At 72.5% G+C, this 24274-nt stretch carries 21 protein-coding genes and 1 riboswitch; of the genes, 7 read left to right on the top strand and 14 right to left on the bottom strand.

Annotated elements, in window-relative coordinates; translation table 11 throughout:
* Positions 1-101: 101 nt before the first annotated feature.
* The 7 genes from ACFV9J_RS28915 (at position 102) to ACFV9J_RS28885 (ending at position 5677) form a co-directional block, all read left to right on the top strand.
* Complete coding sequence (locus ACFV9J_RS28915) at positions 102-1484, top strand: chloride channel protein (protein ID WP_385358802.1); 1383 nt, start codon at positions 102-104, stop codon at positions 1482-1484.
* Entirely contained in the window at positions 1481-2062 is a 582-nt protein-coding gene (locus ACFV9J_RS28910) for a potassium channel family protein (protein WP_385358800.1), read from the top strand. Before ACFV9J_RS28915 ends, ACFV9J_RS28910 begins: the two co-directional genes overlap by 4 nt.
* Before the next feature lie 90 nt (positions 2063-2152).
* The gene (locus ACFV9J_RS28905; RefSeq protein ID WP_385358798.1) at positions 2153-2746 is read left to right on the top strand and encodes a MerR family transcriptional regulator; all 594 of its coding nucleotides are present in this window, start codon (positions 2153-2155) and stop codon (positions 2744-2746) included.
* Between the two features lie 70 nt (positions 2747-2816).
* Positions 2817-3004, top strand: a riboswitch (cobalamin riboswitch).
* A 29-nt stretch (positions 3005-3033) separates the two neighbouring features.
* Positions 3034-3741, top strand: a complete 708-nt coding sequence (locus ACFV9J_RS28900) for an energy-coupling factor ABC transporter permease (protein WP_385358796.1) — start codon at positions 3034-3036, stop codon at positions 3739-3741.
* Positions 3738-4076: an energy-coupling factor ABC transporter substrate-binding protein gene (locus ACFV9J_RS28895; protein WP_385358794.1), complete on the top strand. Its 339-nt coding sequence runs from the start codon at positions 3738-3740 to the stop codon at positions 4074-4076. Before ACFV9J_RS28900 ends, ACFV9J_RS28895 begins: the two co-directional genes overlap by 4 nt.
* Complete coding sequence (gene cbiQ / locus ACFV9J_RS28890) at positions 4077-4826, top strand: cobalt ECF transporter T component CbiQ (RefSeq protein WP_385358793.1); 750 nt, start codon at positions 4077-4079, stop codon at positions 4824-4826.
* On the top strand, positions 4823-5677 hold the full coding sequence (locus tag ACFV9J_RS28885; RefSeq protein ID WP_385358791.1) for an ATP-binding cassette domain-containing protein: 855 nt from the start codon (positions 4823-4825) through the stop codon (positions 5675-5677). The genes cbiQ and ACFV9J_RS28885 overlap by 4 nt, the downstream gene beginning before the upstream one ends.
* A gap of 16 nt (positions 5678-5693) precedes the next feature.
* On the opposite strand, the gene ACFV9J_RS28880 is transcribed toward ACFV9J_RS28885, so the two are convergent.
* From ACFV9J_RS28880 to ACFV9J_RS28815, 14 genes are all read right to left on the bottom strand, one after another.
* The gene (locus ACFV9J_RS28880; protein ID WP_385358789.1) at positions 5694-7298 is read right to left on the bottom strand and encodes an MFS transporter; all 1605 of its coding nucleotides are present in this window, start codon (positions 7296-7298) and stop codon (positions 5694-5696) included.
* Between the two features lie 239 nt (positions 7299-7537).
* The gene (locus ACFV9J_RS28875) at positions 7538-7972 is read right to left on the bottom strand and encodes a hypothetical protein (RefSeq protein ID WP_385358786.1); all 435 of its coding nucleotides are present in this window, start codon (positions 7970-7972) and stop codon (positions 7538-7540) included.
* Positions 7973-8524: 552 nt separating this feature from the next.
* Entirely contained in the window at positions 8525-9172 is a 648-nt protein-coding gene (locus ACFV9J_RS28870; RefSeq protein WP_385358783.1) for a TetR/AcrR family transcriptional regulator, read from the bottom strand.
* A gap of 166 nt (positions 9173-9338) precedes the next feature.
* The gene (locus ACFV9J_RS28865) at positions 9339-11636 is read right to left on the bottom strand and encodes a glycosyl hydrolase family 18 protein (RefSeq protein WP_385358781.1); all 2298 of its coding nucleotides are present in this window, start codon (positions 11634-11636) and stop codon (positions 9339-9341) included.
* Between the two features lie 98 nt (positions 11637-11734).
* Positions 11735-14476 carry a TIR domain-containing protein gene (locus ACFV9J_RS28860; protein ID WP_385358778.1) on the bottom strand — a complete coding sequence of 914 codons (2742 nt, stop codon included), beginning with the start codon at positions 14474-14476 and terminating at the stop codon, positions 11735-11737.
* A gap of 2 nt (positions 14477-14478) precedes the next feature.
* Positions 14479-15180, bottom strand: coding sequence for a hypothetical protein (locus ACFV9J_RS28855; protein ID WP_385358775.1), 702 nt, complete (start codon positions 15178-15180; stop codon positions 14479-14481).
* Positions 15181-15465: 285 nt separating this feature from the next.
* The gene (locus ACFV9J_RS28850; protein WP_385358774.1) at positions 15466-16014 is read right to left on the bottom strand and encodes a DUF1062 domain-containing protein; all 549 of its coding nucleotides are present in this window, start codon (positions 16012-16014) and stop codon (positions 15466-15468) included.
* Positions 16015-16297: 283 nt separating this feature from the next.
* Positions 16298-17491 carry an FAD-dependent monooxygenase gene (locus tag ACFV9J_RS28845; RefSeq protein WP_385358772.1) on the bottom strand — a complete coding sequence of 398 codons (1194 nt, stop codon included), beginning with the start codon at positions 17489-17491 and terminating at the stop codon, positions 16298-16300.
* On the bottom strand, positions 17488-18885 hold the full coding sequence (locus ACFV9J_RS28840) for an MFS transporter (protein ID WP_385358770.1): 1398 nt from the start codon (positions 18883-18885) through the stop codon (positions 17488-17490). Before ACFV9J_RS28840 ends, ACFV9J_RS28845 begins: the two co-directional genes overlap by 4 nt.
* 14 nt (positions 18886-18899) lie before the next feature.
* Positions 18900-19625 carry a YoaK family protein gene (locus ACFV9J_RS28835; protein ID WP_385358768.1) on the bottom strand — a complete coding sequence of 242 codons (726 nt, stop codon included), beginning with the start codon at positions 19623-19625 and terminating at the stop codon, positions 18900-18902.
* A 32-nt stretch (positions 19626-19657) separates the two neighbouring features.
* Positions 19658-21487: a gamma-glutamyltransferase family protein gene (locus ACFV9J_RS28830; protein WP_385358766.1), complete on the bottom strand. Its 1830-nt coding sequence runs from the start codon at positions 21485-21487 to the stop codon at positions 19658-19660.
* A 5-nt stretch (positions 21488-21492) separates the two neighbouring features.
* A complete protein-coding gene (locus ACFV9J_RS28825; RefSeq protein ID WP_385358764.1) occupies positions 21493-22683 on the bottom strand; it encodes a DUF3500 domain-containing protein in 1191 nt (396 codons plus the stop codon).
* The gene (locus tag ACFV9J_RS28820) at positions 22676-23461 is read right to left on the bottom strand and encodes an alpha/beta fold hydrolase (RefSeq protein WP_385358761.1); all 786 of its coding nucleotides are present in this window, start codon (positions 23459-23461) and stop codon (positions 22676-22678) included. The genes ACFV9J_RS28825 and ACFV9J_RS28820 overlap by 8 nt, the downstream gene beginning before the upstream one ends.
* 189 nt (positions 23462-23650) lie before the next feature.
* Positions 23651-24268, bottom strand: coding sequence for a TetR/AcrR family transcriptional regulator (locus ACFV9J_RS28815; RefSeq protein ID WP_385358758.1), 618 nt, complete (start codon positions 24266-24268; stop codon positions 23651-23653).
* Positions 24269-24274: the final 6 nt, after the last annotated feature.

The following is a 24274-nucleotide window of genomic DNA, read 5'->3' as shown; positions in this document are numbered from 1 at the left end:
GCGGCACCCGCGGCCCCGGCGACCGACGGACCCGGGCGGGACGAAGGAGGGCGTGTGACGAGTCGGCCGCTGCCCCGGCGGGGTCCGCGCGGACGGGTTCCGTGACCGCGCCGGCGAACGCCGTCCCGGACCGGGCGGAGCGGTCCCTGCGGCAGACCCTGCTCAGCCCCGGCTACCGGCGGCTGTTGCTGCTGTGCGTGCTGCTGGGCGTGCCCATCGCGCTGGCCTGCTTCTTCTTCGTCGGACTGCAGCACGAGGTGCAGCACTGGGTGTGGACGTCGCTGCCCGAGGCGGCCGGATACGACACCCCGCCCTGGTGGTGGCCACTGCCCGCGCTGGTGCTCGCCGGGCTGATCCTGGCGCCGATCGTGACCCGGATGCCGGGCGGCGGCGGCCATCTGCCGGTGAACGGCCTGGGCGGCGCACCCGTGGGCCCCCGGGCGCTGCCCGGCGCGGTGCTGGCCGCGCTGGCCACGCTGCCGCTCGGCGTGGTGCTGGGTCCCGAGGCCCCGCTCATGGCCGTCGGCAGCGGGCTGGCCCTGCTGGCGGTGCGGCGGGCGGGCGCGGGCGGCGACCAGCGGGCGAGCGCGATCCTCGCCACGGCCGGCTCCACCGCCGCGATCTCCACCATCCTCGGCGGCCCGATCGCGGCGGCGGTCCTGCTCATCGAGGGGGCGGGGCTGGCCGGCACCCAGCTGGTCGCCCTGCTGCTGCCCTGCCTGCTGGCCAGCGCGACCGGCGCCCTGGTCTTCACCGGCTTCGGGCAGTGGACGGGGCTGGAGATCGGCGCGCTGAGCCTGCCCGACCTGCCGCCGCAGGCCAATCCGGACGCGGGCGACTTCCTGTGGGGCCTGCCCACCGCGGCCCTGATCGCCGTACTGGTCACGCTGGCCCGCGAGCTGGGCCGCCGCACGGTCACCTGGACCCGGCGCCACACGGCCGCGCGCACCGTCGCCTGCGCCACCGCGGTCGGCGTCTGTGTCGCCGCGTACGCGCTGATCACCGGCCGCTCCCCGGCCGAGGCGGCGCTGTCCGGTCAGGCCGCCCTCGCCCAGCTCGCCGCGCAGCCGCACGCCTGGTCCGTGGGCGCGCTGGTGGCGCTGGTCGCGTGCAAGGGACTGGCCTGGGGCATCGCGCTGGGCGCGCTGCGCGGCGGCCCGATCTTCCCGGCCGTCCTGCTGGGCGCGGCGACGGGCCTGGCCTGCTCCGGGCTGCCCGGCTTCGGCGCCACCCCGGCGCTCGCCCTCGGCATCGCCGCCGCGGCGGCCGCGGTGACGGGGCTGCCACTGGCCAGCGCGGTCCTGGCGGTGCTGCTGTTGGGCCGGGACGCCCACGACCAGATGCCGCTGATCGTGACGGCCTCGGTCGTCGCGTTCATCGTCGCCCAGCTGGTGCGCGGGAGCGGGCCGGAGGCGGGCCGGGCACCCGGCGGGGAGTCGGGCGGAGAGACGGGCGGGGCGCCGACGACGGGAGCGGCACGGTGAGGACCCGCCGGACCGCAGACCCGCGCCCGAGCCCACGCCCCCGCACCCGCACCCGCACCCGCACCGGCTGGGACGCCGTCCGGCCCTGGCTCGTACGGGTCGGGATCGCGGCCGCCGTGGTGGTGGCCTACTTCCTGCTCCCCCTCGACCACCTCGGCCCGCAGCGGCCGGTGCTGAGCTGGACGCTGTTCGCGGTGCTGCTGACCGTCGTGGCCGTGCTGCTGCTCCGGCAGATCCGGCACGTCCTCCTCGACCATCCGGACAGCCGCCCCGGGGTGGTCATCTCGCTGCTGATCGTGCTGTCGGTGCACGTCTTCTCGGCGACGTACTACGCCCTGGCCAAGGCGCCGGGCCAGTTCAGCGGGCTGCACACCCGGATCGACGCGCTGTACTTCACCGTGGTGACGCTGGCCACCGTCGGGTACGGGGACATCACCCCGCGGGGCCAGGCCGCGCGGGTCGTGACCATCCTGCAGATCACGTACAGCTTCGTCTTCCTCACCGCCGCCGCCACCGCGCTGACCACCCGCATGCGGGACATGGTGGCCCGGCGGCCCCAGCGCGGCCGCTCGCGCTGACGGCGGCGGTTTCACGTCCCGTCCCGGACGGGGTTTGAAACTGCCGCCGCGTCACCTTCTAGCCTCGGTCGCACACCGAGGAGGAGCCCCATGACGTACGCGACCGACGGCACCCGGCGCATCGGCGAACTCGCGCGGGAGACCGGGCTGAGCATCCGCACCCTGCGCTACTACGACCGGCTCGGTCTGCTCACCCCGTCCGCCCGCACCGAGGGCGGCCACCGCTGCTACGACGCCGACGACGTCCGGCGCCTGCACCGCGTGCTGGCGCTGCGCAGCTTCGGGCTCCCCCTGGCGCAGATCCGCGCGCTGCTGGACGCCGAGCCGGACCACGATCCGGCGGAGCTGATCCGGCGGCAGCTCGGCGTCGTCGAGGAGCGGCTGCGGCAGACGGCCGAGCTGCGGATCCGGCTGCTCGGCGTGCTGGACGCGCTGGACGCCTCGGCCGACGGCTCGACCGAGACCTATCTGAACGTGATCGAGGAGATGACCGCCATGGAACGTCCCCTGACGCCGGAAGAAGTCGCCCGCCTGAGCGAGGCGCGCCGCCGCTGGGCCGAGTCGCTCGGCGAGGAGGAGTTGCGTGCCCTGCACCACAGGCGCGCGGAGATCTTCGCCACGCTGGGCGAGGACGAGCGGCGGCGGCTGACGGAGCGGCGGCGCCGGGCGTTTGCGCAGCCCTGAGGCGTGTGCGGCGGTCCGGCGGGGCGGGTGCCGGGCCCGAGGCCTGCTTGTGCCCACCCCCGTGGGAGCACTACTGTCGCCACGCCTTGGTGAACGGGAAATCCGGTGTGATGCCGGTGCGGCCCTCGCCACTGTGAATCGGGAAAGTCCGGCTCCGGCCCTCACGGGCAGCCACTGGATCGCTTGCGATCCGGGAAGGCGGAGCACGGGCGGTGGTACCCGTAAGCCAGGAGACCGGCCAAGGCGCGTCGTCCATCCACGAGGTGCTGGAGAGGGTCTGCTGAGCCATGCACATAGCCGAGGGCTTTCTGCCACCGGCGCACGCGATCGCCTGGGGTGTCGCGTCCGCGCCGTTCGTCGTCCACGGAGTCCGGTCACTCACCCGTGAGGTCAGGGAGCACCCGGAGAGCACGCTGCTCCTCGGCGCCTCCGGAGCCTTCACGTTCGTGCTGTCGGCCCTGAAACTGCCGTCCGTCACCGGGAGTTGTTCGCACCCGACCGGCACCGGGCTGGGCGCCATCCTGTTCCGGCCGCCGATCATGGCGGTCCTGGGGACCATCACCCTGCTCTTCCAGGCGCTGCTGCTCGCCCACGGCGGGCTGACCACGCTCGGCGCCAACGTCTTCTCGATGGCGATCGTCGGTCCCTGGGCCGGGTACGGGGTCTACAGACTGCTGCGCCGCTTCGACGTGCCGCTCATGGTCACCGTGTTCTTCGGCGCGTTCGTCGCCGACCTGTCCACCTACTGCGTCACCAGCGTGCAGCTGGCGCTGGCCTTCCCGGACCCGAGCAGCGGATTCCTGGGCGCGCTCGGCAAGTTCGGGTCCATCTTCGCGGTGACCCAGATCCCGCTCGCGGTGAGCGAGGGCCTGCTCACGGTGATCGTGATGCGGCTGCTCGTGCAGTCCAGCAAGGGCGAACTGACCCGGCTGGGCGTGCTGCTGACCCGGTCCGGGAAGACCACGTCCGACGAGCCGGAGGCGGTGGCCCGATGACCCGCAACGCGAAGATCAACGCTCTGCTGCTGCTCGCCGTGGCCGCGCTCGCGGCGCTGCCGCTGGTGCTGGGGCTCGGCGACCACAAGGAGGAGCCGTTCGCCGGTGCCGACGCGGAGGCCGAGACGGCGATCACCGAGATCGAGCCGGACTACGAGCCGTGGTTCTCGCCGCTGTACGAACCGCCGTCCGGGGAGATCGAGTCGGCGCTGTTCGCGGTGCAGGCCGCGCTCGGCGCGGGGGTGCTGGCGTACTACTTCGGTCTGCGCCGGGGGCGGCGGCAGGGCGAGGAGCGGACGGCGGCGGCGCTGCGGGACGCCCCCGCGGGCGACTGAGTGCTGCCGATCGACGCGGCGGCGCACAGCAGCCGCTGGCGCCGCCGTCATCCCGTGGACAAGGCGGTGCTTGGTCTCGGCCTGACCGTGCTCGCGATCTCGCTGCCGCCCTGGCCGGGTGCGGCGCTGGTGCTGGTGGCGGCGCTGACGGTACTGCTGGGCCCGGCGGGCGTGCCGGGGCGGCGGCTGTGGCGGGCCTACCGGGTGCCGCTGGGATTCTGTGTGACGGGCGCGCTGCCGCTGCTGGTGCAGGTCGGGGGTCCCGACGGGTTCCTGTCGGCGGCCGACGGCGGCGCGGCGCGCGCCGGTGAGCTGCTGCTGCGCACCTCGGCGGCCTCGCTGGGGGTGCTGCTGTTCGCGTTCACCACGCCGATGTCGGACCTGTTGCCGCGCCTGGTGCGGGCCGGGGTGCCCGCGCCGGTGGTGGACGTGGCGCTGGTGACGTACCGGATGAGTTTCCTGCTGCTGGACTCCGTACGCCGGATCCGTCAGGCGCAGGCGGCGCGGCTCGGCCACACCACCCGGGCCGCGACCTGGCGTTCGCTCGGCGGGCTCGGCGCCACCGCGTTCGTGCGGGCCTTCGACCGGGCGGCGCGGCTCCAGTCGGGGCTCGCCGGGCGCGGTTACGACGGCACCCTGCGCGTACTGGTGCCCGAGGCGCGCGTCTCGGTGCCGTTCACGGCGGCGAGCGTCGCGCTCCTTGCGGCGCTGGCCGGCCTCACCCTCGTACTGGAAGGACCCCTGTCGTGAGCGAACCGGTGCGGTCACCCGAACCGACCCCGGACCTGGTCGCCCTGCGGGGCGCGTCGTTCGCGTACGAGGAGGGCCCGGACGTGCTGACGGGCCTGGACTTCGCGGTGCGCGAGGGGCGCGCGCTGGCGCTGCTGGGCCGCAACGGCAGCGGCAAGACCACGCTGATGCGGCTGCTCAGCGGCGGACTGAGGCCGCGCGCGGGGGCGTTGACGGTCGACGGGGAGCCGGTGACGTACGACCGCAGGGGGCTGACCCGGCTGCGGACCACCGTGCAGTTGGTGGTCCAGGACCCGGACGACCAGCTCTTCGCGGCCTCGGTCGGCCAGGACGTGTCCTTCGGTCCGCTGAACCTCGGACTGCCCGACGCGGAGGTCAGGACCCGGGTCGCGGAGGCACTCGCCGCGCTGGACATCGCGGCGCTGGCCGAGCGGCCCACGCACCTGCTGTCGTACGGGCAGCGCAAGCGGACCGCGATCGCGGGGGCGGTCGCGATGCGGCCCCGGGTGCTGATCCTCGACGAGCCGACCGCCGGGCTCGACCCGGACGGGCAGGAGCGGCTGCTCGCCACCCTGGACGGGCTGCGCGCGGGCGGCACCACCGTGGTGATGGCCACCCACGACGTCGACCTCGCCCTGCGCTGGTCCGACGACGCCGCCCTGCTCACCCCGGACGGTGTGCGCACCGGCCCGGCCGCCCCGACGCTGGCCCGCACCGAGCTGCTGCGGCAGGCCGGGCTGCGGCTCCCCTGGGGCGTCGCGGCGACCGGACTGCTGCGGGCGCGGGGGCTGCTCGCGGACTCGGCGTCGGGCCCGCGTACGGCGGAGGAGCTGGCGGCGCTGGCCGAGTGACGGGGGCTGCCCGGGGTCAGCTCGCCGAGCCGCTGTACTCCGGTTCCCGGGCTTCCTCCGCCTGCTGGGCGGCGCGGGCGCGGCGGCCGGGCAGGACGGCGAGGACGATCAGGGTGCCGGCCGCCATGATGACGCCGCCGACGAGGCTGGTCGTGGCGACGCCGTGGGCGAAGGCCCGGTTCACGGCGTCGGCGAGGGCCTGCGCCTGCTCGGGTCCGGCGGCCGGGTTGGTGGCGAGCCGCTCGGCGACGGCGAGTCCGCCGCCCACCGAGTCCTGGGCGGTGTCCAGTGCGGCGGCCGGGAGCCGGTCGCCCACCAGGCCGGCCAGTTCGTCCCGATAGGAGGTGCCGAGCAGGGAGCCCAGGACGGCGATGCCCAGCGAACCGCCCAGCTCCAGCGCGGTGTCGTTGGCGCCGCCGCCGACGCCCAGTTCGCTCTCCGGGAAGGAGCCCATGATGGTGTCGGTGGCCGGGGAGACGCTGAGGCCGATGGCGAGACCGAGCAGCAGCATCGGGGCGAGGAAGTCGGCGTAGGTGGAGCCCTGGTCGATCAGGACGAGCAGGAAGACACCGACCGTGCCGATCGCCATGCCGGAGCCGACCGTGACCCGCACGCCCAGCTTCGGGGTCAGCCGCCCGGTCGCCGCCGCGCCGACGAACACGGCCCCGGCCAGCGGCAGCAGCCGTACGCCGGTCTCCAGCGCGCCGTAGCCGAGCACGAACTGCAGGAACTGCGTGGCGTAGTAGATGGCGCCGTAGGTGCCGAAGAAGAAGAACAGCACCGCGAGCATCGAGCCGCTGAAGGGCCGCAGCAGGAACCTGCGCACGTCCAGCATGGGGTGCGGATGGCGCAGCTCCCAGGCCACGAAGGCGATCAGACCGGCCCCGGCGACGACGGCCGCGGCAACCGGCCCGGCGCCCCAGCCGAAGTGCGGGCCCTCGATGGTCGCGTAGACCAGGCTGCCGACGGAGACGATGGAGAGCAGCCCGCCGACGTAGTCGACGCGACCCGCGCCGGCCGCCCTGGACGGCGGTACGAGGATCAGCGCGCCGACGACGGCGAGGACCGCGACGGGGACGTTGACCAGGAAGGTCGACCCCCAGGCGTGGTCCTCCAGAAGCCACCCGGCGACCAGCGGCCCGACCGCGATGGCGAGTCCCGAGGTGGCGGTCCAGGCCGTGATGGCACGGGCCCGCTCCCCCTTCGGAAAGACCGCGACCAGCAGGGACAGCGTAGCCGGCATGACGACGGCGGCACCGACGCCCATGACCGCCCGGGCCGCGACGACCAGCCCCGTCTCGTGCACCAGGCTGCCCATCACCGAACCGCCCGCGAAGATCACCAGACCGGTGACCAGGGCGCCGCGCCGGCTGTACTTGTCGCCGATCGCGCCGAGCACCAGCATCAGCGCGGCGTACGGGACGGCGTAGCCGTCGATGACCCACTGCAGGTCGCTGCTGCTCAGGCCCAGGTCGGTGGTCATGTCCGGGGCGGCCACGATCAGGGACGTGTTGGCCATGACGACGATCAGCAGACTCAGGCAGAGCACCAGCAGAGCCCACCAGCGCCGGGCGTAGGGCCCCGGCATCTTCTCGACGGGGGTGGTGGCCAGTAGGGGCATGGGGGCTCCGGAGACAAGCGAGGGCGAGTTAATTGCCCATGGGCGAGCAGACAAGAGCAGCGTAGTTTGTTGCACATGGACGTGCAAATAAGGTGCCTCGACGTCCGGTGAGCACGACGCTGCGCGGGTTGCAGCAGACACAGGCGACGCTCGTGCGCAGGCTGAGCGACTGCATGGGGCGCTCGCGCCGGGAGCCGGCCCTACTGCATCATGGGGCAACCTCGCCGTCGGCGAATTGACTACTCAGCCTCCTTGAAGCACTGCGAGTAGAGAGTCACGTCAATCAGGGGCGTGTTGCCGTCGAGGCCCTTGAGCCATCTGGCCTCGAGCTGACTGTGCGTCCTTTGGTGGACGGCCCGAATTTCAGGATTCTTGTCCCGACTGCCGTCGTCGCCTTCCTTCACGATTTCCCAACCGTCACCGGGAAGCGAACGCTTCAGATTGGCGAATCCCTCACCGAGTTCACTGTTGTCAATTCCATACATGGACCAGGGGTGCCTCACCCAGACACCCTTGCTGCCATCTTCGGCACAGGAGGAGGTGTACGCCCCGGGCTCTGTCACTTTTCCCTTCACTTTGAGCATGTCCAACACTCGACTGGAGAGTGACGACACCTCGTCTTCCACTGCGGACGACGCGCGAGAGGGGAGAGGCTTGCCGTTTTCCTTGTCCATTGAGCACCCTGCAATGAGAAGAAGTAGTGATGTCACGGATGCAGTAACCATCCAGCCTCGCTGCACACCGAGCCACCTATTCCAGCTTGACATCTCCATACCTTGTTGACCGACTTTACGTAGCGGTCCCAGGAGCCGTACACCTCCTGCTGAGCACCGACGGTCAGGCATCCCCCGTCGCCTCGGCGACGTGATTGATCTGCATATGTGCCGGACCACCACGCGTGGCCACATCCGTCTTCAGCTGTTCCCACTCGTCCCACGCCATGCGCGTGTCCTCCCCCTTGCACAGGCATTGCCTGAGGAAAATTGCGGTTCCCCGCGGTAGTCGATGAGGCTGCCTCGACGAACCCTATGGATCGGGCGCGCTGCCTCACGTCCGCGTGATCACTCAAACCGCCCCTGAGTATCCGTACCTAGTGCCCTGCGCCACCAGGACGTCTCCGGCCAAAGATCCGGCACGGACCGTGCGAAGCCGGGCGGCGCGACGTCGCTGCCGCGGGTTGTGCGGTCGGGCAGAAGCCGCAGACTCGTCCCGAGGGATCGCGGGGTCTACTCGGCCCCGACGGGCCTTCCGGGCGTCGCCCGGCCCACGTCCTCGACCACGGTCCGGGCCCGGTGCTCCGGTACGCCGGCCGCGATGAGGGTGGCGACCGTGGCTCGGGTGCCGTCGTCCTTCAGGGCGCCTTCGTTGACCTGCTCCAGCAAGGCGACGATCATCGCCTCAAGCCCGGCGCTCAGCGCGGCGGGCGGCAGGTGGGCCGGGAAGGAGCCGTCGTGCCGGCCGCGCTCCAGGATGGCGGTGACCTCGGCGCGGGCCGGGGCCAGGATCTCGGCCACGCGCTCCACGCCCAGGTCGTGCCGGGCCAGGGCCAGCAGCATGCGGTAGCGGTCGCCCACGGACCACATCAGCAGCGTGAAGTGGGCGAGCGCCCGGTCGGCCGGTTCGTCCGGTCCCGCCGCATCGGCCATCGCGCCGCGCAGCACCTCGGACGCCTCCTCGGCGAGGGCCTCGAGCAGCGCCGCGCGCCCCGGGAAGTGGCCGAAGAGGGTCCGCCGTACGACACCGGCGGCGCGGGCCAGCTCCTCCAGCGTGGTGTCCGGGTCCCGCCCCAGCTCCCGGCGGGCGGTGGCCAGGATGCGCGCCCGGTTCGACCGCGCGTTGCGGCGCTGCGGCTCACGGGCGACGGGCTTGGTCACGGGAACCTCGGGGCGGTACGGCGTGCGGGTGCGGGGTGTCCATTCTGGCACGGAGGGTCTGGGACGGAGGGCGCGAGGGCCGACCGCGCCCGCCCTCTCTGCCGTCCCGGCGAGGGGGGCAGGGAGGGCGGGCACGCCCTGCGTCACTCCAATCCGTCGCCCGGCGTCACTCCAGTCCGTTGTCCAGCGCGGTCATGAGGCGGCCGTCGGCCGTGTCACCGGACATCTCCCAGACGAAGCCGCCCAGCAGGCCCTTGGACTTGACCCAGTCGGTCTTCTTCCCGATCGACCAGGTGTCGTCGAAGGACCACCACTGGCCGCCCGGACCGGTGTAGCCGAAGGTGGACACCGACTCCTCGTCGTGGTGGACGGTCATGGACGGGTAGCTGCTGATCAGGTTGCTGTAGCCGCGGACCCCGGCCTCGGCGGGGAACTGGCCGGGTGCCGCGCCGTTCGCGTCCTGCCACTCACCGGCGACGCCGCCCTCGGTGACGCCCTGCCAGCCGCGCCCGTAGAAGGGGAAGCCGACCGTCAGTTTGCGCGGGTTGACGCCGGCGTCGAGATACGTCTGGATCGCGTTCTCGATGCTGAAGTGGAAGGGGTAGGGGTCCTCCGCGTCGGTGTAGAGGTTGGAGGCGTGCCCGGTGCGGTTGGGCTCCCAGGAGTTGTCGCTGCCCGAGCCGTGGAAGTCGTACCCCTGGACGTTGGCGTAGTCGAGGGAGTCGAAGATCCTGGTCAGGTCCCAGCCTGCCTCGATCTTCGCCGGGTCGGCCGGGGTGAACGCGGTGAGCAGCTTGTGCTCGCCGCCGAGCGCGTCGAGCTGCTTGCGGAACTCGGCGAGCAGGGCGGTCAGGTTGTCCTTGTCCTGGGCGCCGTAGTGGTTGCCCGGGTGGCCCTCGGAGCCCGGCCACTCCCAGTCGATGTCGATGCCGTCGAAGATGCCGGCCCCCGTGCCCGGTCCGCCCGCGCCGTTGTAGACGGGCAGGTTGCCCTTGATCCACACGTCGATGCAGGACTCGACGAACTTCTGCCGGGACTCGGGCGTGGCGGCGGCGTCCGAGAAGAACTTGGAGTACGTCCAGCCGCCGAGCGACACGACGACCTTGAGGTGCGGGTACTTGGCCTTGAGCTTCTTGAGCTGGTTGAGGTTGCCGCGCAGCTTGCCCCAGCCGTCGTCGGCGACCCCGTCGACGGACTGGGCGGCGGACATGGGCCGCGCGTAGTCGGCGTCCGCGTCACCGGCGCCGGTGCCCTCGTCCGGGTCCTGCGGGTTGCCGGAGGTGCCCTTGGTGACGCCCGCCTGGCAGGTGAGGTTGGTCGGGTCGAGGTTCTCGAACGCGTAGTTGATGACGTCCAGTTGCTTGGCGGCGCCGGAGGTGTCGAGGTTCTTCACGAAGTACTGGCGTCCGTAGATGCCCCACTGCACGAAGTACCCGACCTTGAGCTGCTTGCCCTCGCCGGCCACGTCGTCGGTGGTCACCTGCACGGCCGCGGAGGGCGCCGAGGAGTTGTCGGCGGTGTCCCGGGCCTTGACGGTGAAGGTGTAGGCGGTGGCCGGGGAGAGGCCGTCCACCGTCGTCGTGGTGGTGTCCGCGCCGACCGTCTTTGCCAGAGTGTCGCCGCGGTAGACGTCGTAGGCGGCCACGGCCACGTTGTCGGTGGACTTGGCCCAGGCCAGGCCTACGGTGGTGGCCGTCTTGCCGGTGGCGCGCGGGTTGCCCGGCGCGGTCGGCGGCGTCGGGTCGGTCGCCGGGTCCACCGTCTCGACGGTGAGCGGTTCACTGGCCGGTCCGACGTTGCCGCGCTTGTCGGTGGCCCGGACGGTGAAGGTGTAACTCGTCGCCGGGGTCAGGTCGGTGACGGTCGCGGAGGTGCCGCTGGTGGTGGCGACCGTCTCGGTGCCCTGCACCACCTCGTAGGAGGTGACGGGGTGGTCACCGGGCTCGGCCGCGGCCCAGCTCAAGGCCACCGTGTGCGCGGTGACCGCGGTCGCCTCCGGCGTGCCGGGGGCGGCCGGCGGCACGTCGGGGGTGCCGTCGCACTTGTCGCCGTTGACGGTGCAGCCGGTCGGGGTGCCGACCGGGCCGGTCGCCGAGAACTGGTAGCTGTAGGGCTCGGTGGTGCCGCCCGCCGGGACCCTGCCGTTGTAGTAGGCGTTCTCGACGGTCACGTGCCGGCCGGAGACCGTGGCTTCGCCGTAGAGGTGCCCGCTCACGGACACGCCCGGTGGCAGGTCGAACTCCAGGGTCCAGCCGTCGGAGGCAGCCGTGCCGTTGTTGTGGACGACGTATTTGCCCGTCCATCCGGACCCGTTGCTCTGGGAGGTGAAGGTCGCCGTCAGCGTTCCGGCCGCCTGGGCGGGTGCCGCGAGCGCGGTGAGCGCCGCGAGCGGCAGCAGCAACGCGGTCACCAGTGCGGCGATCCGCGCTCTGATCCTGTTCGGTGGTCTGCGCCTGTGGAACATGGCTCTCCCTGTGGTGGTGGGGTGGTACAGGGGTGAGGTGAACCGTGCGCGCGTGAGGGAGTCGAGCGCCCACAACGTAGAAGGTCTGGACCAATGCGTCAACCGTGCGCTCGGGGCTTGCCCGCGCACTGGTCCCGGTAGCCGAAGCTGTCCGAGATCCACTTCTTCCAGTCGGACTCGGACATGTTGTAGGTGATCCGCTCGCACAGAGCGCCCGCCGGGTCCCGGAACGTGTGCCAGACCCGGGCCGTCTTGTCGGCCCCCAGGGAGATGAGACGACCGCCGTCCCGGCTGAAGGCGACGGCCTCGACGGGACCGGTGTGGGCGGGGATGCGGGCGGAGATCTCTCTGGCTCCGTGCGGATGGACGACGACGGAGCCGTCCTCGCCCGCCGAGGCGAACCAGCGGCCGTCGGGACCGTAGGCGACCGAATGCACCGCCCCCCGGTGCACCCCGACTCCTACGAGGGCTTCGGCACCGTGCTCCAGCCGCCAGACCGTGCCGTCCAGGGTTCCGAGGATCAGGGTGCGCCCGTCCGGGCTGATCGCCAGGGCGGTGACCCGGTCCTGGGCCTCGAAGGTCCGCACCTTTCCGGCCTCGGCGTCGGCGACACCTCCTGTGTCGTCGCAGGCGTACGCGACCTGCATCCCGTCCTTGCTGACGGCGAGGTGCCCCGCCGCGCACGTGATGTCGATCGAGGCGCTGGGCGTACCGGCGGCCTTGGCGTCGAGGTCTTCGAAGAGGAGCTTCCCCGCGTACGAGCCGACCACGATCTGCCGGCCGTAGGGCATGAAGGCCGCGCCGGCGACCGGGCCGACGGAGGAGTCGAGGGTGACCGTGCGTGGCTCGGCCCCCTCCTCCCACAGCCGGAGACCGTCGGCGCTCACGATCAGCAGGGAGGTGCCGTCGGGCGAGTAGGACAGGCTTCGGGCACCCTGCGGGAGGTCCAGTGCCGCCACTTGGGCGCCGGTCTCCTGGTCGAAGACGCGCACCCCTTCTCGGCTGCCGACCGCCACCTTCTGCCCGCGAGGGTCGACGGCGAGGGCGTCCGGGGCGCTCGCGTCGTCGGGCCCGGTTCGCAGGAGAGCGTTCCGCGCGTCCCAGCGACGCAGTGTCGCGTCCTCCCCGAGCGAGACCAGTTCACTTCCGTCGCGCGAGAACGCGACGAAGTCGACGGGACCCGCGTGGCCGGTGAGCGGAAAGCCGATCGGGGACCCGGTCTGCGCGTTCCACTGGCGGATCGTCCTGTCGGCCCCCGCCGTGGCGATGCGGGAGCCGTCGGCGGCGAAGGCGACGGCCCGGATCGCGCCTTGGTGACCGGACACGGCCCGGCCCGCCGCCTCACCGGAGTCCGGGTCCCGGAGTTGCAGTCGGCCGTCCTCGGTACCGACGGCGAGGGAATCTCCGTCCGGCGCGAAGGCGATGGTGCTGATCATGTCGTGCGGGTACGGAATGACGACCTCATCGGCACCCTCCGCGTCGAGACCCCGGACGTGGACCTCGGAACCCCCGTTGTTGAGCGCGTCGAAGGCGAGCTTTCGGCCGTCGGGGCTGAAGACGACCCGGTCGCCCGTCACGCCCAGGGGTTCTCCGAGGCTCCTTCCGCTGTCGGCGTCCCAGATCCGCAGGCCTCCCCCGGCCACGGCGACGGTCGTCCCGTCGGGACTGAGCGCAAGGGATGCGGTGGTGCGGCGGTCCTTGGCGAATTCGTTGATCTTCTTCCCGGACGCCATGTCCCAGAGCACGACGGCCGTTTGATAGGCCGCGGCAAGACGTTTCCCGTCGCGCGAGAACGCGAGGGCGAGCACCCTGGAATCCGTGGTGTCCGCGGCTTCCAGGTCGGGTCCGGAAGGGCGGCCGGTGCCGGGACTCCAGAGCGTCGGCTGCTCCTTTCCCCCGAAGGCGACCCGCCCGCCGTCGACCGTCATGGCGGCTCGGCTGTCGGCACCGCTGTCGACTTCGGTGACCCGCAGCAGGTTGGGGCGGGAGTAGGCGGCGTCGAGCGCGGCGTCGTAGGCGGCGCCCTCCACCGACGGTTTCCCGGCGAGGGAGCGTGCCGCCATCAGCCGTCCATAGGCTCTGACGTCGTAGCCCGTCTCGGCGTTGGCCAACTCGACCTGTGCCCGCTGGATCGCGCTCATCACCGTGGCGTCACGGGCGTTCGCGTTCGCCCGGTCCCTTTCGGCCGTCGCGAACCAGTACTGGATCCCGAAGGAAACGGCCAGGGTGAGGATCAGTGCCGTGGCCAGCGCGCCCACGAGCAGCAGTGCCCGGTGCTCCTTGACCTCGGCGTTGTCCAGGTCACGTTTCGTGGATCCGTGGATCGGAGCCGCCAGTGTCGCCACCGCGTCGCGGAAACCCGCGTGCCACAGGGAGAGGCGGTCCGCGTCACGGGACCAGGTGAGGTCCTGCCACAGCGGTTCCGCCTCGAAGTACCCCGACAGACTCCGCGGCAGGGCATCGGTCGCCGACCAGTCGAAGTCCCCCGCCGCGTCGTCCCACCTGATGGTCCCGTCGGTCAGTGCGATGAGGAAGGTGTCGCTCGTCCTGTTGCGCTGCCAGAACTCGATCTCCTTGGCCACCCACTTCGACTCCGCGGCGGCCGGCGAGGCGAGCAGCACGAAGAATCGCGCGTCGGCGAGCGCCCGCTCGATCGAGGCGCCGAGGGCGTGGGACGCGGACAGGTCCGTCTGGTCCCGGAAGACGTGCAGCGCCCGGATGCGGTACCACTTCCTGGCGAGCCGGGTGAGTCCGCGTTGGATCGACGGCGCGAGCCGGGAGTCGGCTGCCCGGCTGTACGACACGAAGGCGTCGATCCGCCTGCCGTCGCCGCCGCCCATCCCTACGGGCGGGCCGTCCGCCCGGCGTCGCTCCGCAGGTCGCCGGACTCGTCGCGGGGCCCGGGCACCTGCCCGATCAGCGCGTCGGCCTCGCGGACGCCGGCCAGGCGGGCGAAGCCGGCCGCGTAGCCGTGGATGTGCTGCTGCACACGCTGGAGTTCGGCGCGGCAGGCCGCGTTGTCCGACCAGGTGGACTCCGAGCCGTCCGGATAGGCCAGTTCGAACTCGCGCAGCCGGGGGTGCCACTTGGACAGGAACGGCCTCAACTCGCGGTTGAGCATGGTGATCGCCAGGTACTCCACCGTCTGGCCACTGGGCACGACGGGCGAGGGACGGGTCACCTTCAGCGTCTCCCGGGTCGTGGCGAACAGCCCGTACATCGAGGTGAGGGCCTCGCGTACGACGCCCTCGTCGTCGGCGAGAGGCTGGGTGGACACCCGCGTCACCGTCTCGACGAACATGTGCCAGGCGACCTGACGCGAGTCGTTGTTGACCGCGAAGGTCAGCTCGCTCAACTGCGGGATGGTGACCTTCACCTCGGTCAGGCGCGCCGCCTTCCGGTACCACTCGCTGGCCAGCAGCGCCACCACGGCCGCGAGGGCCCCGGTGACGGCGAACAGGCTGCGGCTGGTCACCCGGGTGAGGCTGTAGAGGACCAGACCGGCGATCCCGCCGGTGGCCGAGGCCAGCAACAGGCGGAGCACCGCCCGGCGGACGACTCTGACCTCCCAGCGCGGTCGGTCACCAGGCCGCACAGACAGCTTCCTCACCCGCCCCCCTCGAATGTCCGGACGGGGAGAAGATATCGCCCCGGAGCGGCCGGGCGAAGTCGAACACGGGATTCCGGCCCGATCGCGGCGGACCGGACGTGTTACGGCAACGCCCCTTCGTGTCCGCATACTTGACGCGAACTCAATTCTCAGGCTCCTCCGACGCGTACGGCGTAGGAGCGTCGCCGCGCTCTTCAGGCCCCTGGTGCCGAGGAGGGCTCAGCGCTTGAGCGTGAAGGTGAAGTCGCCGGACAGCTTGTCGCTCAGCCGGACTGCCGAAACGAGTCTGCCCTCGGTGATCAGCCTCTCGGCCCCGGCCCGCGAAAGACCGCACCCTTCAGCGATCAGTCGCACCGGCCGGACCGGAATCCGCGCCGCGAAGCGGACCGAGACGTCGATCACCTCGCGGTCCAGGTGATCCGATCCGCCGGTGTCGAGGCGCCAGGCGTCGGCCCAGTCGAGGGCGATGCGATTGCGGCGCCGCACGACCGGATCCTGCAGCAACTCGGCCGCCAGGCCGGGATCGTTCGCGTGCAGGCGGTCCAGCAGCTCGGGCCGTACGGAGCGCACGTTCATCCGCTCCAGGACCGTGAGCTTCGCCGTGTCCCCGCAAGCGGTGCAGAGCACGAGGAGCCAGGCGTCGAGGAGCTTGTGGTGCGCGTTGACGCGGAACTTGCCGTTCGCCCGGAAGTGCCCGGACGCACACGTGTGGCAACGGCGCAGGACGAGAGGCAGGCAGGTGGGCATGACGACCCAGTTGTCGAGCACAGAGGTACACCGGTTCCAGTGAGAAGACCGCAGCGGAAAGGAGCGCGTGGCACATGTGCGACGCGCGACAGATCAGCACTCGGGAGGTCTCACAGGGTGTACAACGGCACGTCCTTGCCTGGGCGACTTGGTCCGGCAGCACGGTAGTGACACACGGCGGCGCTGTTCCAGCGGTTTTCGCGCGCCTCACCGCGGGCCGGGTCCGTCGGGGCGGCCCCGGCCATCCTCGTGGGGTGACCGGGGCCCTTCCGCTCGGGCAACGGCGCTGTGGAACCGAGCGGAGTCAGCGGGTGCCGAAGGACGGCAGCGTCAGGGCCGAGTGGGCCGGCCGGGGTTCCGGGGCGGGCATGGCGCTGAGGGCGCGCAGTCGGGCGTTGCGCTGCGCCAGGGCCTGGGCGGTGGTCGGGAAGAGGGTGGCGCCGCCCTCGCCGACCAGGTCCTGGTTCAGGGTCACGAAGTCACGGGTGGCCTGCTCGTACGCTGCGAAGCCCTCGGCGTGGTCCCGGTCGGCGAGGGACCCGGCGAGCATGTAGGCGCCGACGAGGGCGAGGCTGGTGCCCTGGCCGGTGAGGAACGAGGGCGCGTACGCGGCGTCGCCCAGCAGCGCGACCCTGCCCTCGGTCCAGCGCGGCATCCGGATCTGGCCGACCGCGTCGAAGAACACGTCGTCCGCGTCGTGGAGGGCGCCCAGGATGCCGGGGACCTCCCAGCCGGCGTCGGCGAAGACGTCGGCGAGCAGGGCCCGTTGGGCCTTCGGGTCGCCGAAGGCGTCGTAGGGCGGGTGGGGCTGGGCGAAGTTGAGGAAGGCGTGCACCTCCTCGTCGTCGCCCACGGCGTAGACGGCCGCCGCCCTGCCGGGGGTGTTCCACATCACCGTCTCGTGGGAGAGGCCGAGGGTGTTGGGCATGGTGAACACGGCGAAGCAGTAGCCGAGATGGCGGTGGAACTGCTCCTCGGGGCCGAACAGCGTCTCGCGGGTGCGCGAGTGCATGCCGTCCGCGCCGAAGACCATGTCGAACCGACGACTGCTGCCGCCGTGGAAGGTGACGTCGACTCCGGGCCCGGACTGGTCGAGGGTGTCTATGGAGTCGTTGAAGAGGAACTCCACGTCGTCCCTGACCGCCGTGTACAGCGCGTCGGTCAGGTCCCCGCGCCGTATCTCCAGGTCCCGTCCGGTCACCCCGCCGGTGACGGCGTGCGGGTGGAGCGAGGTCACCTCGTCGCCGTCCCCGTCGAGGAAGGTGATCCGGCGCAGGTCGATGTGCGCGTCGCGCAGTCGCGGCAGGATCCCCATCCGCTCCACGACGTCGAGTGCGGTGCCGCGTACGTCGATGGGGTAGCCGCCGCTGCGGAGGGTCCCGGCCTTCTCCACCACGGTGACCTCGTATCCGTGGCGGTTGAGCCAGAAGGCCAGGGCGGGACCGGCGATGCTGGCCCCGGAGATCAGGACGCTGCGCCTCGGTGCGGTGCGGGTCATGCTTTGACTCCTTTGCTCATGGTGCGGGTGACGAACAGGGCCAGCGACACGACGACGCCGGCGATGACGAAGCCGGTGACGTAGGCCGATTCGGCCGCGACCTCCGACCCGGAGGGGGTTCCGGCGGTGAGGAGAGCACCGCCGAGCTGGCCGCCGACCGCGGAGCCGAGCACGCGGCTCACCAGGATCAGACTGGTGGCGATGCCGGTGTCGTTCGGGTCGACGGCGGTGGCGGTGCTGGTCATCATCGCCGTGACGCACAGGCCGTTGGCCAGCGCGATCAGCACCTTGCCGACGACGAGGTGCCAGATCTCGGTGTGGACGGCCGCCACGGCGAGCAGTCCGACGGCCATCATGACGACGCCGGTGTTGACCACGGCGCGCGAACCGAAGCGCCGGTCCCCGAGCCCGCCGAGCGGCCCGGCCAGCGTCGCGGCGATGGCGCCGGGCAGCAGGTAGAACCCGATCTCGGTGGCGCTGGCCCGGAATCCGTAGCCGTCGCCGCGCTCGTCGAGCAGTTGCGGAACGAGGTAGACCGCCATCGTGGTGCCGAGGCAGATCACGAAGGTCAGCACGCACGCCTTCCATATCGCGGGCCGTGCCAGCATGTTCAGGTCGATCATCGGCGCGGCCGCCCGCCGTTCGACCCGCACCCATCCGGTGACGAAGACGGCCAGCAGTACGACCAGGGCGAGGAGCACCAGTGGCGCCGAGCCGGCTTCGGGCGCCAGCGCGAGGACGAGCATGAGGGTGACCAGCGTGCCGCTCAGGAGCAGCAGGCCGGGCCAGTCGATCCCGGCGTCGTCCGACCGGCCCGGCGGATCGGCCGGCATCAGCCTGTTGACGAGCAGGGTGGACCCGACGACCGCGAGCGTCGGCAGCGCGAACATCCAGTGCCGGGAGAGCTGTTCCGCCACCGGGCCGGCCGACAGCATGCCGACCATCGACCCGCCGACGAAGAGTCCGCTGACCACCCCGATGGCCACCTTGGACTCGCCGGCGGGCAGGTGTTTGCGGACCACGATGAACGACAGGGGCAGCGCGCCGATCATCGCGCCCTGCAACACCTGTCCGACCAGCAGCACGGGCAGGTTCGGCGCCAGGGCGGACACCGTGCCGCCGAGCGAGACCACCGCCATCAGGCGGATCAGGACCTTCTTCCCGCCGTAGCGGTCGCCGAACTTGCCCGCCAGCGGGGTGATGAGCGCGCCGGTGATGAGGAGGACGATGCTGAGCAGTGCTCCCTCGGACTGGCTCATGTCCAGTTCGCGTTCCAGGAGCGGGATCGTCGGTGACACCACCGACTCCAGGGCACCGGTGGACAGTGCCAGTATGCCGAGGGCGCCGACGGCGGCCTTCCCGATGGGGACCGGGGGAGCCAGGGTCGTGGTCATGAGCGTCCTTTCCGTCATGGCCTCAGGAGGGCCGTTGATGGAGCGGTCGAAGGAGCCGTTGCGGAAGCGGTCGGTGGAGCGGTGGAGGGAGCGGTCGAGGGAGTTCCGGTCGTGGCCGGTGCCGCCCGGCTGCCGAGAGCCGGCACGGCCAGGACGACGCAGGCCGCCGCCGCCACCGCGAGGCCCTCGTGCACCTGGCACAGCAGCGCGCCGGCCGCCGCTCCGGCGACGATGAGCGCGACGGCGGCGGTCCGGCGCCGGGCGCCCCGGCCGCGGGCCGCGCCCAGCCGGGAGTCGGCCGCGAGGCCGGTCAGCGTGGAGGTCACGACCACGGTGGTGACGTCCTTGACGGCCAGGTGACGGGCGGTCGCCGCCTGCGCCCCCATGGCCAGGGCGAGTGACGACGCCATGCCCGCGCGGGCGCCGGAGGTGTCGGCGCCGACGACGGCCAGGCCGAGAGCCGTCGCGGTCAGGACCAGTCCGACGCCGCCCAGCAGCGCCGCGCACCGGCTGGTCCAGCCCGGGGCGGCGGTGCGCAGGGCCCGCCCGGCCGTCGCCGCGCCGGCGAGGAAGGAGGCGAGCGCCACGACCGGTCCGAGCACCGGCAGTCCCGTACCGCCGCCCGTGGCCGCCATGCCGAGGATGACCACGTTGCCCGTCATGTTGCCCGCGAACACCTGGTCGAGGCGCAGGTAGCCGACGGCGTCGACGACGCCGGTCGCGAAGGTGAGGGCGAGCATCAGAGCGGGTTGTGTCGCCCGCCGCCGCACGTTCATCGTCCGGCCGCGTAGCCCTGGGCGCCGCGCGGGTTCGCGGCCGCCCGGAGTACGCCGCTGTCCGGATCACGTGTGACGACGGACAGCCGGCCCTGGCTCCAGGGCCCGGAGACGGTCACCTGGTGGCCGCGTGCGCGCAGTTCCTCGACGACCGCCCCGCCCGCGCGCTCCTCGATCACCAGTCCCCCGGGCGTCCAGGTCCGCGGCCAGAACGAACTCGGTACGGCGGTGGTGTGGAAGGCGGGTGCGTCGATCGCCTCCTGCGGGTCCATGCCCAGGGCCAGCGTGCGTACCAGGTAGATCAGTTGCCACTGGTCCTGCTGGTCGCCGCCGGGTGTGCCGAGGGCGGCCACCGGGTTGCCGTCGCGGAGCAGCAGGGTCGGTGTCAGCGTCGTACGCGGCCGTCGGCCCGGGGTCAGACGGGAGGGGGCGGCCGGGTCCAGCCAGGTCATCTGGAGCCGGGTGCCGAGCGCGAAGCCCAGTTCCGGCACGGCGGGCGAGGACTGGAGCCACCCTCCCGACGGTGTGGCGGAGACGATGTTCCCCCAGCGGTCGACGACGTCGATGTGGCAGGTGTCGCCCCGGGTCTCCCCGGTCTGCTGCACGGTGGGTTCACCCACGCCGTCGGCCTGCTGGGCGGTCCCCCGGGTGACGAGCGGCGGGGTGTACGGCGGGACGCCGATGCGGCCGGGCCGGAAGGCGGTGGAGGCGATCGGCCGGATCAGACTCGCGCGCTCCTTGCCGTAGCGGGGGGACAGCAGCCGGCGCAGCACGGCCTCCGCCTCCGCCGGGTCGAGGTGGCCGTAGTACGCCTCCCGGTCGGCCATGGCCAGCTTCAGGGCCTCGGTGAGGGTGTGGACGCCCTCGGCGGTCGACGGGTCGAGCCGCGCGTCGTCGAAGTGGTCCAGCATGGTGAGGGCCTGCAGCAGCACCGGTCCCTGGGACCACAGGCCCGCCTTGGCCACCGTGGTCCCCCTGAAGCGTGCGGTGACCGCGGGTTCCAGGGACGGGTGGAAGTCGGTGAAGTCGGCCGCGGTGATGACTCCGGCGTGGTCGCCGCCCGAGGAGTGCCGGTGCGGCACGGCCGCGAACTCGGCGACGGCCGCCGCCACGAACCCGGTGCGCCAGGCGCGCCGCGCGGCGTCGATCCGGGCGGTCCGCGTCCCGCCGGAAGCCGCCGTGGCCGCCGTGGCCGCCGTGGCCAGCCGGCGCAGGGTGCGGGCGTAGACGGGGTTGACGAGAGTGGCGTACGGCGCGGGGACGCGGCCCTCGGGCATCCACAGCGCGTACGACGTCGGCCAGTGCGTGCGGAAGAGCTCCTCGACCGTGGCCAGGACGCGTGCCAACTGCGGTACGACCGGCACCCCGTGCTCCGCGTAGTCGATGGCGTGGGCCAGGACGTCGGCGAGTTCCCAGGTGCCGAACTCGGCGAGCAGCCAGAGCCAGGAGTCGACGGCGCCCGGGACGGCGGCGGCGAGCGCTCCCGCGCCCGGGACGTGGTCGAGCCCCTCGGCCCGGAAGTGCTCGATCGTGGCTCCGCGCGGCGCGTGTCCCTGGCCCGCCAGCACCCGCGGCGACGGGTCCGCGGCGGTCGCGAGCACGGCGACGAGGTCACCGCCTGGGCCGTTGAGGTGGGGTTCGGCGACGTGCAGCACGAAGCCACCGGCCACGGCGGCGTCGAAGGCGTTGCCGCCCCGCTCCAGTACGGACTGGGCGGTCGCGGTCGCCAGCCAGTGCGTCGACGCGCACATGCCGAAGGAGCCGCGGAGGGTGGGGCGGGTGGTGTGCGCAGGGGCGTCGGACGGTGACGGCGGTCGACCGGCCATGTCAGTCACCTTCCGTTCGGGTGGTGGGCGGCGTGGTGGGCGGCGTGGTCGGCTGCGTGATGGGCGGCATGGTGGGCCGCGTGGTGGGCGGCCAGGACGTCGCCGCCGAAGTCGGTTTCCGGGTCCCGCCACACGGCGTGCGCGTGGTTGACGCCGCGGTGGACGTTGGTCCACTCGATGAGCAGCCGGGGGCCCTGCAGCCGGTAGTAGTGCGGCTCGCCCGGCGCGGTCGGACCCGCCCAGGCGAGGTGTACGGCGTCCAGTGCCGCGGGGTCGTCGTAGCGGGGCAGGGGCGACACCCCGTCCGGGACGCGGCCGAGATAGGCGCCGAGCAGGGAGCGCAGCAACTCCCGCTGCGCCGCGTCGAGTTCCGCGCCCGGCACACCCCTGGGCGCCGGGGTGAGGGCCAGCGCCCGCCGTTCGTCACCGTCGAGTGCGGTGGACGGCTGCTCGGCGCGGTCCGGGGTGTGGGTGCCGGGGCGCCAGAGTTCGCCGCGTCTGATCACGCGGTCGCCTAGGCGGGCGCTGTTGCCCGCCACGATGTCGTTCGGGGCGCGGGGCAGCAGGACCGCGCGGGCGGCGGCCTCGGGGCGCAGGGAACGGACCAGTTCGCGCGCCAGGTCCTCGGCCGTCCCCAGCGGGCGCAGCGTCGAGCCGCCCAGCAGGGGCGAGGCGGCGGGGTCGGCGCCCAGGAAGCAGGGGGTGGTGGCGACGACGCGCCCGTCCACGACGAGGTTGTTGAGCGAGACGTGGTGGCCGCCGAACCGCCAGCCCCACGGCCGCGGCCCGCCGGGCTCGCCGAAGACGCGCAGGTAGTACATGCCGGGGTCGCGGGTCCGCTCCCGGCCCCAGTTCACCGAGAAGCCCTCGACGTGGTCGAGCACGTTCTCCAGGCCGAGCACGGTGGCGACGGTGACGTATCCGGCCTCGGACAGCCCGCTGGCGACCAGTCGCATGGCCAGGCGCTGCTGGGCCGGGCGCTGCTGGTGGAGGGTCAGGCCGCCGTGGTCCGTGGGCGTGTAGTACCAGCGGGTGCGTTCGTCCTCGGCCTCGCCCGGGGTGCCCGGGGCCGGTGCCGGTCCGACCGCGGCCCCGCGCCGCCCGTCGTCCAGGGAGTCCAGGCAGTCCAGGGAGTCCAGCCACGCCCGGGCGGCCTCGGCCATCCGGTCCGCGACCTCGCGGGCGGCGTCAGCCATGTCCGTTGACCCCGAGGAACTCGCGCACCCGGTGGGCGACCGTGTCCGCGAACTCCACCGCGATCCCGTGGCGTCCGCCCTCGATCGGGCGCAGCTCGGCGTTCGGGATGCGTCGTTCCATCAGGAGGGCGCCTTCGTAGGGCGCCAGCCGGTCCTGCGTGCCGTGCACGATCAGGGTGGGTGCGGTGATCTCCCCGAGGCCTTCCCGTATCTCGTGCCGGCGGGCGGCGTCGTGGCGGCGGACGCTCTGCTCGGGGGTGCGGCGGGTGAGCGTCCGGGCCGGCCGGGCACGCTGCTCGGCCTGGCCCTCGGGCGTGAAGAAGAAGTCCGCGGCCGCCTTCTGCCGGTCCTCGTGGGACATCTCCAGGAGTTCGTCGATCGCCGCGCTGCCCATCGCGTAGCTCGGCGTGGTGGCGACCAGGACGAGGGACGCCACCCGTTCGGGGTGCCGGCGTGCGGCGTGCTGGGCGACGGCGCCGCCGAAGGAGGTGCCCAGCAGGTGCGCCCGCGCGAGCCCCAGCGCGTCGAGCAGGGCGACGAGGTCGTCGGCGAGGACCTCGGGCGTGTAGGGGACCGGCGGGTTCACGGTGATCCCGGAGTCGCGCTGGTCGTACGAGATCGCCCTGATCCCCGTGCCGAGCCCCGCGCGGAGCGTGGCGAACTGGGTGCGGTCGCTCTCCCCGCCGTGGACGAGCAGGAGCGGCACGCCGTCGCCGCTGTCGAGAAACCCGACGTCGAGTTCGCCCGCTCGTACGGTCTCTTGCCGGTGCTTGGTCATCACTGACCTCCATTGGGTAGAGTCATCTTATTTGAGATTCTTCTATCACTTCATGGGCCGCCTGAAGGAAGGCTCCAACGCGGGTGCGGTGGTGCCTGACGACGAGGTCCAGAGTGGGCGGACGGCTGTGCGCCGGGCGTCATACCCGGGAGCCGATGTGGAGTGATACCGGGGTAGGGGGTGGGGCGGTCAGCCCGCGCGCACCCACCCGCGCAGCGCGCCGCAGTACGCCTCGGTCAGCCGGGCGATGACCTCACGGCGGGACAGACCCGTCTCGCGCAGCAGGTCCTGGATCTCCCGGGGGTCGAAGATCATGTTGCTGAGGAACAGGGCGTGTTCGAGCATCCCGTCCGGCACGCCGATGTCGTCGAGCAGTCCGCGTACGGGCTCGCTCCAGGCGTCCCGCAGCGCGACGATGATCTCGTTGCCGTCGTGCAGCCGCTCCAGGTAGCCCCGGCGGGACCGCAGCTGCACCAGCGCCGGGCCGTGCTCGGCGAGCAGGTCCACCCACTTGTCCACGAGGGCGTCGAACAGGGGCCGCCCCTGCGCGGCACAGGCGAGGCTGAAGTCGCGCAGCTGCTCGACGACGCTGAGCACATAGGCCGCCAGCACGTCGTCCACCGAGGAGTAGTAGCGGTACGCGGTGGCCGGACCGATCTCCGCGCGGGACGCGACCGCCTGCATGGTCAGCCGGTCGGGCGCCTCCCGGGCCAGCTCGCCGACGGCCTGGAGGAGGCGGCGGTGGTTGCGCCGGGTGTCGCTGCGCGGCTTGCGCCGCCCGCGCGGGGCGGCCTGCTGATCGGTCACGGGCGT

Source organism: Streptomyces sp. NPDC059906 (genome assembly GCF_042730645.1).
Classification (GTDB): domain Bacteria; phylum Actinomycetota; class Actinomycetes; order Streptomycetales; family Streptomycetaceae; genus Streptomyces; species Streptomyces rubrogriseus.
The sequence above is the reverse complement of the archived record's forward strand: the minus strand, read 5'-3'. Positions and strand labels throughout refer to the sequence as shown.